Consider the following 11,918-nt stretch of genomic DNA (forward strand, 5'->3'; position numbering starts at 1 on the left):
GCCTCCCGGCGGGATGCGTCAGCGCAGGCCGAGGGCCCGCAGCGCGAAGCTGACTTCGATCGCCGTCTGCTTGATCGTCTCGGCGATCACCAGCGAGCCGTGGCCCGCGTCGTAGCGGTAGAACTCGTGGTGCAGGTCGCGGCCGCCGAGCCGGTCGAGGTAGTTCTCGATCTGGCGGATCGGGCAGCGCGGGTCGTTGTCGCCGGCCAGCACGAGCACCGGCGCCGTGACGGCGTCGACGTACGTGATCGGCGAGCACTCCCGGTACACCGCGGGCACGTCCTCCGGCGAGCCGCCGAAGAGCGCGCGGTCGAACGAGCGCAGCTGCTCCATCTCGTCCTCGTACGCGGCGACGTAGTCGGCCACCGGCACCCCGGCGACACCCGCCGCCCACCGCGACGGCTGCGTGCCGAGCGCGAGCAGGGACAGGTAGCCACCCCACGAAGCGCCGTTCACGACGCACTTCGCCGGGTCGCTGAGTCCGGTTTGGACGGCCCAGTCGTGGACCGCGGCGACGTCTTCCAGCTCGGTCAGGCCGGGACGGCCCTCGATGGCGTCGCGCCAGGCCGAGCCGTAGCCGGTCGAGCCGCGGTAGTTGACCTCGACCACCGCGAACCCGGCGTCGAGCCAGGTCGCGCGGTAGGCGGAGAAGCGGTCCTCGTCGGCCGCGTGCGGGCCGCCGTGCAGGGAGAACACCGTGGGCAGCGGGCCGTCCGGCGCGCCCGGAGGCCGCGAGACGAGCGCGTGGATCCGCCCGCCGACGCCTTCGACGAACGCGTCCGTCACCGGCTCCGAGCCCGGCGCGCGCTCACCCGGCGGTTCGAGCAGGACGGCGTCGGTGCCGTCGACGGCCCGCGCGCGCACCGCGGCCGGCTCGGCGGCGCTGGACCACGAGTACTCGACCGTGCCGTCCGGGCGGACGCCCGCGCCGCCGATCCGGCCGGCCGGGGTGTCCACAGAGGACAATTCGGCCGTGTCGAGGTCGTAGCGGTACAACGAACTGCGGCCTTCGTGGAAGTGGACGACGAGCAGGGCACGCGCGTCCGGGTACCAGCCCGCGACGACTTCGCCGGGCAGGTCCAGTTCGATCTCGGTCTCGGTGTCCGCCCGGACGTCCCAGACGAGCAGCTCTTCGCGGCCGCGGCGCTCGTGCAGCACGAGCAGCCGCTGGTCGCCGGGCAGCGGGGAGAACTCGAGCGCGGAGAGGCCCTTGCCCTCGCCGTCCCATTTGTCCGATACGGTCGCGAAGCCGTCGGTCGCGAGCACCCGCAGCGCGGGGTGCCGGGAGTCGCCGTGCTCGGAGTGCGAGATCGCGATCAGGCTCTCGTCGCGGGACAGGGCCGCGATGCCGGCGTCGTCCGGGTGGCTGTAGAAGCGCCGCGTCTCGCCGCCGGTCCGGGCGAACAGCTCGCTGCCGTCGTCGGTCGAGACGCCGACCGCGACGAGGTTCCGGCCGATCTCGAGCCCGGCCGGGTAGCCGTCGTGGACGTCCGGCACGGCCTTCTCCGGCTCGCTGCCCTCGGTCGCGGCGAACGGCTCGCGCACCCACGAGCCGAACTCGTCGCCGTCGGTGTCGTCGAACCACCAGATCCACTCGCCGTCCGGCGACGGCGTGGCGTGCAGGGTGCCGTTGGGCCGGTCGGTGACACGGCGGTGCTCGTCCGTCGCGCGGTTCCAGGCGTAGACCTCCCAGACGCCGCTGGCGTTGGAGACGTAGACGTTCGCGTCGGGGGCGTCGCGGGCCCACTCGGGCACGGAGATGCGCGGGGCGTGGAAGCGGGCGCGCCAGCGGGCTTCGGCTTCGGCGTCTTCGAACAGCCGGTCCGGGACCACCGCGGGCGGATATTGGTTGGCTGACTGCGTGCTCACCCCTCGATCCTGCCACCTTCTGGCCGTACTGTGTGCGGGGTGCTGGAGGGTTACGCGCCGGGCTACGGTGCAGACGCGGTGTCGATGCTGGCCGCGCGCACGGCGGCGGAGCGCGCGACGTTCGCCCAGCCCCTGTTCCGGCCGGGCATGTGGGTGGTCGACCTGGGCTGCGGTCCGGGCTCGATCACCCTGGGCCTGGCCGCGGAGTCCCGGGTGACGGGCCTCGACGTCGACGCGGGCCAGGTGGCACTGGCCCGGGCGGCGGCTCGCCGCGCCGGAAGGTCCACAGTGGACTTCGTGGTGGGCTCGGCGTACGACCTGCCGTTCGCTGCCGGCAGCGTGGACGTGGCGTTCTCGCACGCGCTGTTCGAGCACCTTTCCCGTCCCGCCGACGCACTGGCCGAGCTACGTCGGGTGCTCCGCCCTGGCGGCCGGCTGGCGTTGTCCACATCGGACTGGAGCAAGGCGCGCCTGCGGCCGAAGACGGCGAACGTCGACGCGGCCCTGCGCGGGCACTACCTCCTGCGCCGCCGCGCGGGCGGCAACCCGTTCGCCGGCCGGAACATCGCGGAGGAGTGCGTCCGGGCGGGCTTCACGGAGGTGGCGTCGCGCGCGAAGTACCGCGAGGACATGAGTTACCGCGACCTGGCGAAGTACGTGGAGTCGAGGCTCGACGCGGCGATCGCGGACCCGGCGTACGCGCGCGACCGCGACCAGCTGGCGAGCGCGGCCCGCTCGGCGTGGATGTGGACCCGCGGCGGTGACGGCGATTTCAGCCAGTGCTGGGTCGAGGTGACGGCCACCCGGCCCTGAAAACCAGAAGAGCCGGTGTCCGAAGACACCGGCTCTTACTCGTCGGGGTGGCGGGATTTGAACCCACGACCTCCTCGACCCGAACGAGGCACGCTACCAAGCTGCGCCACACCCCGAGGTACTGCTTAACGGGTCGTGGAGAAGTCTAGCGGACGCTGTCGCGGGCTTTACGGGGGGCCGACTTATCGGGCTCGGAAGACCCCGATCCGCGCGGGACCAGCGTCAACAGGCTCGCTTCGGGCGGGCAGGCGAACCGCGCCGGCGCCCACGGCGACGTCCCCAACCCGGCCGAGACGTGCAGCCACATGTGCGCGCCCCAGCGCGAGGCCCCGCGCGCGCGGCTGCGATCCAGGTCACAGTTGGTGACGATGGCGCCGTAACCCGGGAGCCGGAGCTGGCCGCCGTGGGTGTGGCCCGCCAGGACCAGGTCGTAACCGTCGGTGGCGAACGTGTCGAGCACCCGCGGCTCCGGCGAGTGCGTGACGCCGAGGCGGAGGGCCGCGCCGCTGTCGGCCGGGCCCGCGATGTCGGCGTAGCGGTCGCGGCGCAGGTGCGGGTCGTCGACGCCGGCCGCGAACACGCGCTGCCCGCCGACGTCGACCGTGCGGCGGACGTGCGTCAGGTCCGTCCAGCCGCGCTCGACGAACGCCGCGCGCAGGTCGCGCCACGGGAGCTGGACGCCGTGGATGCGCTTCTTCTTGCCCTGCGGCATCAGGTAGCGGGCCGGGTTCTTCGGCTTGGGCGCGTAGTAGTCGTTGCTGCCGAAGACGAACACGCCGGGCCGGTCGAGCAGCGGTCCCAGCGCGCGCAGCACGGCCGGGACGGCCGTCCGGTGCGACAGGTTGTCGCCGGTGTTGACGACGAGGTCCGGGTTCAGCTCGTCGAGCGCGGCGACCCACCGCTGCTTGCTGTGGTGGCCGGGCAGCATGTGCAGGTCCGAGACGTGCAGGATCGTGAACGGCCGGGACCCGGGGGCCAGCACCGGCAGTTCGGCGGTCCGCAGGGTCCAGAGGCGCCGTTCGATGCCGACGGCGTAACCGAGGGTCGCGACGCCGAGCGCCAGCGTCCCCGCGGCGAGGCGGGCCGCCGTCGCCCCCGACGTGCGTGTGTTACTGAGCGTGCTCACGACACCCAGGATACGTGCTCGGCAGGGGGATGACTTCGCCGCCGTTACGGGGAACCTGCCACGCGGGAGCTTCGACCGTCCACTGTGGAAACGAAGTCCGGCCGGAAACGGAAGCGGGGCGGGAGGTTTGTCACCTCCCGCCCCGCTTCGCGGGTCGAACCTAGCGGGCGCCGCCGCCCATGTACTTCGGGTCCGGTGCCGGCAACTGCATCACCGGCTGGCCGGCGTCGAGGATGTTCTTCATCGCGCCGAACCACGTCCGGGCCGGGGCCCGGCCACCGAAGATGTTGCCGGTCGGGCACACGCGGACGTTGCCGGGGCCGGCGTCGCAGATACCGCCTTGGCCGCCGCCGAACTTGAACGTCATGGCCGCGCCCGCCAGCTGGGGGGTGCCGCCGACGAACGTCGCCGAGACGTTGCCCTGCGTCGTGCCCGTCTTGCCGATCATCGGGCGGTTCCAGCCGACGGCGTTGGCCGCCTGGAACGACGTGCCGCCCGGCTGGTCGTCCTTGCTCATGCCGACCGCGAGGCTGTTCGCCAGGCCCTCGGGCACGGCCTGCTCGCAGGGAGCTTCCTTGATCGGCACCGGCTTTCCGTTGCGGTCGGTCACCGCGGCGATCGGCGTCGGCGGGCACCAGACGCCGCCGGAGAGGATCGTCGCCGCCACGTTGCCCAGCTCCAGGCCGCTCAGTGGGCTGAAGCCCAGGGTGAACGCGCCGAAGCCGGGGTTGTTCCCGCGCGGGCCGTAGTACTCGGCCTGGCTCAGCCGCTTCGCCTCCGATTCGGCCTTCGGGTCGACGGTGCCGCCGCCGATGTTGCTCGCCATCGTGTCGCGCATGCCGAGCCGCTTGGCCATGTCGATGCCCGGCGCCGTGCTGCCGAGCCGGTCCTCGAGTTCCACAAACGTGGTGTTCGGCGACGTCGCCAGCGCGGTCTGGACCGTTGCGCCCTCGGCAATGCGGCTGTAGTCACCCGCGTTGCCGACGCAGTACCAGCGGGAACGCAGCGGTGGCCCGGTCTGCGGGCAGCTGTTGCCACCACCGGTGAACACGCGCGAGACGTAGGTGTCCGGCACCTGGACCGGCGTGAAGATCCCGGCGACACCCTTGTCCAGCGCCGCCGCCGTGGTGAAGATCTTGTACGTCGACCCCGCGCCACCGGTGTTGTACACGCCGGTGGGCAACGCGTACGTCGTCTGGCCCGCGTCCTGGTTCTGGCCGTAGTCGCGGTTCGAGGCCAGTGCCACCACCTCGTGCCGGTCCTTGCCCGGTTTCACCAGTGACAACGTGTTCGCCACGTACGGCTGCGTCTTCTTGACCTGCGCCTCCGCCGAGACCTTCGCCTCGTGGTTGGCGCGCTCGTCCAGCGTGCTCTTGATCGTGTAGCCGCCGGAGTAGAGCTGGTCCTTCGTCATCCCGCCGGCCTTGAGGAGGTAGTCCTCGACGTACTGGCAGAAGAACCCGGCTTCCGGGCCCGCGCCGATGCAGTTGGCCGGCGGCTTCTTCGGGGAGTCCGGGACCACGCCCAGCGGCTCGCCCTTGAACCGGTCCGCGTCGGCCTTCGCCAGCTTCTTGTTGTCCACCATGCGGTCGAGCACGAGGTTGCGGCGCGCGGTGGCCTTGTCCGGGTGGTTCCACGGGTCGTTGTTGATCGGGTTGTTGACCAGGCCGGCCAGCAGCGCGGCCTGCGGCACGGTGAGCTTCTCCGGCGTCGTGTCGAAGTACGCGTGCGCGGCCGCGCCGATGCCGTAGATCTGCCGGGAGAACTCGACGATGTTCAGGTAGCCCGCGAGGATCTGCTGCTTGGTCAGCTTCGTCTCGAGCTGGATCGCGATCCGCGCTTCCTTGAGCTTGCGGGGGATCGACTGCTCCTGGGCCTTCTTCTGGCCGAGCTGGTCGCCTCGGTAGACGACGTTGATGAGGTAGTTCTTCACGTACTGCTGGGTCAGCGTCGAGGCACCCTGGGTGTCGGCGCCGGTGCTGTTGCTGACGGCCGCGCGCAGCGTGCCCTGCCAGTCGACGCCGTGGTGCTCGTAGAACCGCTTGTCCTCGACCGAGACCAGGGCCCACTTCATGGCCTCGTTGATCTGGTTCTCGGTGATCGGCAGCCGGTACTGGCTGTACAGGGTCGCGATCGGCTTGCCGGTGTTGTCCGTGACCGTCGTCACCAGCGGCGGCGGGATGTCCGCGAGGTCGGAGGAGGTCTTCTCCACCGTGTCGCTGGCCTGGTTGGACATGACACCGGCGGCCCCCACGACCGGGAAGAGCATGCCGGCGACGAGCACCCCCGCGAGCAGACAGAGGCCGATGAGCTTGAACAAACCATCCGCTTTTCGCACGAGGGCCAGGCTACCCGGAGTGAATCAGGTGCCGGTGACGCCGTGTCTCCGAAGGTGTGAGATCAGTGACAAAACAGACCCCCTTCGGTGACAACTGGTAACGGAAGGCATCCTAGGTCTCGACGGGGGGAACCGAAGGCCCCTACAGTCCGTCAACGTCTCACGAAGAAAAGCCGACGGATGGATCAACGCGGGTGGGAGCTCGCTTGGTCCGAACGGCGGCACCGGCACCGGGGAGGTGCCCGGGTAACCGACGTGAGCTGAGGGAGACACGCTCGCGGGGGCAGGGCGCGCAGTGCCTTACCCCCGCCGGTGCGTCGATCACCAGGGTAGGGAGCTGGGGGTATGGAAACCAACCAGTCGAGCTGGCGAATCAACGCGTCCTGCCGGGACGCCGATCCGGACGGCCTGTTCGTCCGGGGTGCGGAGCAGAACCGGGCGAAAGCGGTCTGCATGGGCTGCCCGGTCCGCACGGAATGCCTCGCCGAAGCACTCGACGGCCGCATCAACTTCGGTGTCTGGGGCGGCATGACCGAGCGGGAGCGGCGAGCCCTGCTGCGCCGCCGCCCCGACGTCGTGAGCTGGGCAGAGCTGCTCGAAGCGGCCAAGCGGGACGCGCAGGAGCGGGTCAAGGTCGGCTGAGCGGCCGCGGGCGGCGCGGTCCTGCTGCCGCGCCGCCCGTGCCGCTCGGCTGCGCCTCAGCCGGCGAGCTTCACGCCGATGTCGCGCAGGCCGTCGAGGTCGTGCACGTCGCCGGCCAGTGCCGGCACCTTGGCCAGCGCCACCTCCGGGTGCGCGCGGGTGAAGCGCGCCAGCAGCCGCTCCTCGCGGGCCGCCAGGTCGACGCGGTCGGCGTGCAGCCGCAGCACCGCCTCGGCCAGGGGCGCGCTCTGCACCGACTCGGCCGCCGCCAGCGCCTCCGCGCCGGACAGCTTCGCCAGCACCGGGTGCGTCCGGTTCGCGATCAGCCCGGCCAGCGGCATCGACTCGGCCGACAGCCGCTCCACGAAGTAGGACGCCTCGCGCAGCGCGTCCGGCTCGGGCGCGGCCACGACCAGGAACGACGTCCCCGACGAGCGCAGCAGCTCCGCCGTCTTGCGGGCGCGCTCGCGGAAGCCGCCGAACATGCTGTCGAACGCCTGCATGAACGCCGACGCGTCGGTCAGCAGCTGGCCGCCGATGATCGTCGACACCGCCTTGGCGAACATCGAGAACCCGGCGTTGACCACCTTGCGCAGGCCCCAGCCGCCGGCCTTCGCCGGCGCGGTGAGCAGCCGGATCATCCGGCCGTCCAGCGCGCTCGAAAGCCGCGTCGGCGCGTCGAGGAAGTCCAGCGCGGAGCGGCTCGGCGGGGTGTCCACGATGATCAGGTCCCACTCGCCGGTGGCGGCGAGCTGACCCAGCTTCTCCATCGCCATGTACTCCTGCGTGCCGGAGAACGACGTGGAAATCGTCTGGTAGAAGGGGTTCTGCAGCAGCTGCTCGGCGCGTTCCGGGCCGGCGTGCACGCGCACCATGTCGTCGAACGTGCGACGCATGTCGAGCATCATCGCCCACAGCTCGCCCTTGGGCTCGAAGCCCTCGACCTGCACCTGCTTCGGGTGGTTGCCGAGTTCGCGCAGGCCCAGCGCCTGCGCCAGCCGCCGGGCGGGGTCGATCGTCAGCACGACGGTCTGGCGGCCGCGCTCGGCCGCGCGCAGGGCCAGCGCCGCGGCCGTGGTGGTCTTGCCGACGCCGCCGGAGCCGCAGCAGACGATCACGCGGCTTTCCGGGTCGTCGAGCAGGGCGTCGATGTCGATGGTGGTCACAACCGCACCCCCTGGTCGGTCAGGGCTTCGGCCAGGTCGTAGAGGGCGGCGACGTCGATGCCGTCGGTCACGTCCGGCAGCTCGAGGGTCGGCAGGTCGGCCTCGGCGAGCTGCTCGCGCGCCCGCTGCTCGGCGGCCACCCGCACGGCGTGTTCGACAGTTTCTTCTACCAGCGCGTCCAACGTGTCTTCCGGCAGCTTCAGCCCGGCCGACGCGAGCCCGGCGCGGACGCGGGAGGCGTCGACGCGGCCGTCCGCGGCGGCGGTCACCGAGCGGGCGGGCAGCCGCGGCGGCCGGACCCGGTTGACCAGCACCGCGCCCGGGCGCAGGTCGGCGCCGTCCAGCTCGGCCACGGCCTCGACGGTCTCGCGCACCGGCATCTCCTCCAGCAGCGTGGCCAGGTGCACGGCGGTCTCGCCGGAGTGCAGCAGCCGCACCACGCCGTCGGCCTGGCCGCGGATCGGGCCGGTCTTCGCGAGGTCGGTCAGCGCCTTGGTGACGTCGAGGAACTTGACGACCCGGCCGGTCGGCGGCGAGTCGACGACGACGGCGTCGTAGGTGTGCCGCCCGTCGGACTCGGTCCGGCCGACGCACTCCTTGATCTTCCCGGTGAGCAGGACGTCCCGGAGCCCGGGAGCGAGCGTGGTCGCGAACTCGATCGCGCCCATCCGCCGCAGCGTCCGGCCGGCGAAACCGAGGTTGTAGAACATCTCGAAGTATTCGAGCAGCGCGGCTTCGACGTCGATGTGCAGCGCGCGCAGCTCCCCACCACCCGGAACCGCGGCGATGCGCTGCTCGGCGTACGGCAGCGGCTCGGTGTCGAAGAGCTGGGCGATGCCCTGGCGGCCTTCGACCTCGATGAGCAGCACGCGACGGCCTTCGCGGGCGAGCGCGAGCCCGAGCGCGGCGGCGAGGGTCGTCTTGCCGGTCCCGCCCTTGCCGGTGACGAAGTGCAGCCGGGCGCGGGCAAGCTCGTCGGTCCAGCCGGCATGGGAAATGGTCACTTCGTCACCCTAATTCAGCGCTCAACCGGCCAGCAGCATGACGCTGACCGCAGCGGCGACGGCCGCGACGAGCGCCCAGCTCACGGCGCCGGGCAGCACAGTCAGGGTGAGCACGCCCACGACCACGAGCAGGGTGAGCGTCACCACCCCGCCGAGCGCGACCTGGCCGGAGCTCCGCGTCCGGTCGCGCACCTTCGCCATCACGACGAGCACGAGCGGCAGCCCGGCCGCCGCGAGCAGGGTCGTCGCGATCACGCGCCACGTTTCCACCCCGCCCACGCTAGCGGCCCCGATGCGCCCCAATGTGGCCTTCGGTGCGTTGAACGCACCGAAGGCCACCTTGGGTGCGTTGAACGCAACCAAGGCCACATTGGGGCGCTTGCGGCCGGGCGTGAGATGGACCACAGTCCGGCGCGTCGCCACCCCTTTTCCGGCGGCCGTCCCCGGTGCCCTTGCCCGCTTGGCTACGCTCCCGGTTCATGAGCGCCACCAAGTGGGAGTACGCGACCGTCCCTCTCCTGATCCACGCGACGAAGCAGATCCTCGACCAGTGGGGCGAGGACGGCTGGGAGCTGGTCACCGTGCTGCCGAACCCGAGCGGCGAGCAGCACGTCGCCTACCTGAAGCGTCCGAAGGGCTGAGCCCGTGAGCTGGAGCGAACGGCTGAAGGAGCTCGGCATCGAGCTGCCCGGCGTCGCGGCCCCGCTGGCCGCGTACGTGCCCGCCGTCCAGAGCGGCAAGCACGTCTACACCTCCGGCCAGCTGCCCTTCGTCGACGGCGTGCTCGCCGCGACCGGCAAGGTCGGCGCGGAGATCAGCCCCGAAGAGGCGAAGGGGCACGCCCGCACGTCGGCGCTCAACGCGCTCGCGGCCGTGCACGCGCTGGTGGGCATTGACAACGTCACGCGGATCGTCAAAGTTGTCGGCTTCGTGGCTTCCGCCGAGGGCTTCACCGGCCAGCCGGCGGTCGTCAACGGCGCGTCCGAACTGCTCGGCGAGGTCTTCGGCGACGCGGGCATCCACGCCCGCTCGGCCGTCGGCGTCGCGGAGCTCCCCATCGGCTCGCCGGTGGAGGTCGAACTGATCGTGGAGGTGCAGTGATGGACCCGGACATCGAGCAGTCCACCCACGAGCTGCTGCTCCGGCTGGCCGGGCGGCTGCCCGACCAGCTGCTGTGGCGGTTCCGCGACTGGCTCGGCGAGGGCGCCATGGGCACGCTCGCCCGGACCCTGCCGAGGTCTTTGCTTAAGCACAGGATCGACCTCGACCAAACGGAGTACCGGCTGCTCGTGGCCGGTCTCATCCCGCACGGCGCCGACTGGCACCAGGTCAGTTCGACGCTGGGGGTAGACGACGTTGCCGAGAACCGGTACACATTCACGTCGAGTGCGCCCGAATGGGTTAACTCGGTCGACTCCGTGTCCGTGTTGATCCACGCAACGTTGCGAGGACGCCCGGACGTGGGGGAAGTGCGGCAGAGCTGGCGACACGTCGGTGTGGTCGGACAGGGTACGGCCAAGCGTGTCCTGCTGATCACCGCGCTGAACGGTCTGCCGAGGTTGACCGGCGAACTGCAGCGGGTGCTGCGGGTACTGGGCGACGAAGAGCCCAGCGTCGAGGTCATCCCGCCGCGCTTCGACCTGCCGGGGTACCACCGGGCCGCGCTGGCCGACTCAGAGCTGGTCTGCGTGGGCGCGGTGGAGGGGACCCGGCTAGTAGCCGCATAACGCTCGCCCGCCAGCGAGCTGGGAGGGAGCAAGGCAATGGTGGAGGTCCACGACGGCCCGCCCATGGACGGGTTCTCGGTGCCCCTGCGCCTGCACAACCTGTTGCTGGCCCTGGCGGGCCGGATCGACGACAGCGCGCTGACCGAAGCGCGCGAGCTGATCGCCCGTGCCCACATCGACGAGGCGGTCGAGCTGACCACCGGCACGCTCATCGCGGGCCGGATCCCGGTCAGCTCCGCCGAGCAGCGCGAGCTCGCGCTGGTCCTCGAGATGAGCCGGTCGGACGCGACGCTGGCGAACGACCTGCTGGTCGACGAGACCGAGCAGGTCAACACACACCGGTTCAGCGGTGAGAACGCCCCGGAGTTCGGCATCGCCGAGGCGCTCGACCGGACCCTGCAGGTGCTGCCGGACGTCCGCTCGGTGCACGCGGTGTGGCGCAACACCCCGGCCGGCAGCGTGCCGGGCGCGCTGCCGCAGCGCGTGGTGCTCGTCGAGCTGGGGCCGGACGGCAACCCGCCGGCCGTCGCGTTCCGCGTCGACACGGCGTTGCGCCGGGCCGGGATCCACTCGGTCGTCGAGGTCAGCGGCCCGGGCGTCGCGCACTCCGAGTACCACCAGGCCGCTTCGGCGGCCGCGTCGCCGGCCTGGGTCACCGGGACCACGACGTCCGGTGGGTCGTCGTCCTTTCGGTCCGAGCCGGTCGCCAAGCCGCCGGCCGCGGTGACGCCGGAGCCGGTCGGGGAGTCGGGCAGCAGGCACAGCATGCGGTCGAGCGGCGGCACCACGACGGCGCCGGCCGAGCCGGTCGCCCCGGTGGTGCCGATCGTGTCGCCGTCGCCCGCCGCCGAGCCGCCCCGCAAGGCGCGGTCGGAGACGCGGGCGGAGCGCACCGCCGACCTGACCCCGGCCGAAGTCGCGCAGCTGCGGCAGGCGCTGGCCGAGGACCCGGAGAAGGGCCGCGAGATCGCCGCGGGCAAGCCGTCGATGCACGAGGTCGTCGAGCTGCCCGCGCTGGACCTCGACGACCCGAGCCTGAGCGAGCGCGACCGGGCGCTGCTGCGCGAGCTGCACGCGGAGCTGGCCGAGCGCGAGCGGGCCGAGGCGGCGAAAATGCGCCTCAACGGGGCTTCCCGCTCCGGGGGCGACCAGCGCGGCTGGACCGCACCCTAGGTCTTTCCGTGAACGGGCGGCACTTCCCCTCCGGGAGGTGCCGCCTTTTCCGTGTCCGGC

At 71.8% G+C, this 11,918-nt stretch carries 12 protein-coding genes and 1 tRNA gene; 6 read left to right on the forward strand and 7 right to left on the reverse strand.

Features of this window, described 5'->3' with window-relative positions; all coding sequences use genetic code 11:
- Positions 1-18 precede the first annotated feature (18 nt).
- Positions 19-1,869, reverse strand: coding sequence for a prolyl oligopeptidase family serine peptidase (locus I4Q55_RS19310; protein WP_206789481.1), 1,851 nt, complete (start codon positions 1,867-1,869; stop codon positions 19-21).
- A gap of 39 nt (positions 1,870-1,908) precedes the next feature.
- On the opposite strand from I4Q55_RS19310, the gene I4Q55_RS19315 reads away from it, so the two are divergent.
- Entirely contained in the window at positions 1,909-2,682 is a 774-nt protein-coding gene (locus I4Q55_RS19315) for a class I SAM-dependent methyltransferase (protein WP_206789482.1), read from the forward strand.
- 42 nt (positions 2,683-2,724) lie between these two features.
- On the opposite strand, the gene I4Q55_RS19320 is transcribed toward I4Q55_RS19315, so the two are convergent.
- The 3 genes from I4Q55_RS19320 to I4Q55_RS19330 all read right to left on the reverse strand — a co-directional run bounded on the left by I4Q55_RS19320 (position 2,725) and on the right by I4Q55_RS19330 (position 6,146).
- Positions 2,725-2,798: transfer RNA gene (locus I4Q55_RS19320), tRNA-Pro, on the reverse strand.
- 29 nt (positions 2,799-2,827) lie between these two features.
- Complete coding sequence (locus tag I4Q55_RS19325) at positions 2,828-3,808, reverse strand: metallophosphoesterase (protein WP_206789483.1); 981 nt, start codon at positions 3,806-3,808, stop codon at positions 2,828-2,830.
- Positions 3,809-3,968: 160 nt separating this feature from the next.
- Positions 3,969-6,146, reverse strand: coding sequence for a transglycosylase domain-containing protein (locus tag I4Q55_RS19330; RefSeq protein ID WP_307793253.1), 2,178 nt, complete (start codon positions 6,144-6,146; stop codon positions 3,969-3,971).
- Between the two features lie 345 nt (positions 6,147-6,491).
- Between I4Q55_RS19330 and I4Q55_RS19335 the strand changes: the two genes are divergently transcribed.
- Positions 6,492-6,788: a WhiB family transcriptional regulator gene (locus I4Q55_RS19335; protein ID WP_206789484.1), complete on the forward strand. Its 297-nt coding sequence runs from the start codon at positions 6,492-6,494 to the stop codon at positions 6,786-6,788.
- A 56-nt stretch (positions 6,789-6,844) separates the two neighbouring features.
- On the opposite strand, the gene I4Q55_RS19340 is transcribed toward I4Q55_RS19335, so the two are convergent.
- The 3 genes from I4Q55_RS19340 to I4Q55_RS19350 are packed head-to-tail and all read right to left on the reverse strand — an operon-like array spanning position 6,845 to position 9,228.
- On the reverse strand, positions 6,845-7,954 hold the full coding sequence (locus tag I4Q55_RS19340; RefSeq protein ID WP_206789485.1) for an ArsA family ATPase: 1,110 nt from the start codon (positions 7,952-7,954) through the stop codon (positions 6,845-6,847).
- Positions 7,951-8,958: an ArsA-related P-loop ATPase gene (locus tag I4Q55_RS19345; protein WP_206789486.1), complete on the reverse strand. Its 1,008-nt coding sequence runs from the start codon at positions 8,956-8,958 to the stop codon at positions 7,951-7,953. The genes I4Q55_RS19340 and I4Q55_RS19345 overlap by 4 nt, the downstream gene beginning before the upstream one ends.
- A gap of 21 nt (positions 8,959-8,979) precedes the next feature.
- Entirely contained in the window at positions 8,980-9,228 is a 249-nt protein-coding gene (locus I4Q55_RS19350; protein WP_206789487.1) for a hypothetical protein, read from the reverse strand.
- Positions 9,229-9,437: 209 nt separating this feature from the next.
- Here I4Q55_RS19350 and I4Q55_RS19355 point away from each other — a divergent pair, with 209 nt between their 5' ends.
- From I4Q55_RS19355 to I4Q55_RS19370, 4 genes are read left to right on the forward strand one after another with little or no spacing between them, the layout of a single operon-like run.
- On the forward strand, positions 9,438-9,599 hold the full coding sequence (locus I4Q55_RS19355) for a DUF4177 domain-containing protein (RefSeq protein WP_003068074.1): 162 nt from the start codon (positions 9,438-9,440) through the stop codon (positions 9,597-9,599).
- Positions 9,600-9,603: 4 nt separating this feature from the next.
- On the forward strand, positions 9,604-10,059 hold the full coding sequence (locus tag I4Q55_RS19360; RefSeq protein WP_091319010.1) for a RidA family protein: 456 nt from the start codon (positions 9,604-9,606) through the stop codon (positions 10,057-10,059).
- Positions 10,059-10,685 (forward strand): hypothetical protein, encoded by a 627-nt coding sequence (locus I4Q55_RS19365; protein WP_091320722.1) that lies wholly within the window; start codon positions 10,059-10,061, stop codon positions 10,683-10,685. Before I4Q55_RS19360 ends, I4Q55_RS19365 begins: the two co-directional genes overlap by 1 nt.
- A 36-nt stretch (positions 10,686-10,721) precedes the next feature.
- Complete coding sequence (locus I4Q55_RS19370) at positions 10,722-11,858, forward strand: hypothetical protein (RefSeq protein WP_206789488.1); 1,137 nt, start codon at positions 10,722-10,724, stop codon at positions 11,856-11,858.
- Positions 11,859-11,918: the final 60 nt, after the last annotated feature.

This window comes from Amycolatopsis sp. MtRt-6, assembly GCF_017308975.1.
GTDB lineage: Bacteria > Actinomycetota > Actinomycetes > Mycobacteriales > Pseudonocardiaceae > Amycolatopsis.

Excerpts from the sequence above, each read along its gene's own strand:
- I4Q55_RS19335 (WP_206789484.1), top strand. The coding sequence starts at position 6,492 with ATGGAAACCAACCAGTCGAGCTGGCGAATCAACGCGTCCTGCCGGGAC.
- I4Q55_RS19365 (WP_091320722.1), top strand. The coding sequence starts at position 10,059 with ATGGACCCGGACATCGAGCAGTCCACCCACGAGCTGCTGCTCCGGCTG.
- I4Q55_RS19355 (WP_003068074.1), top strand. The coding sequence starts at position 9,438 with ATGAGCGCCACCAAGTGGGAGTACGCGACCGTCCCTCTCCTGATCCAC.
- I4Q55_RS19370 (WP_206789488.1), top strand. The coding sequence starts at position 10,722 with ATGGTGGAGGTCCACGACGGCCCGCCCATGGACGGGTTCTCGGTGCCC.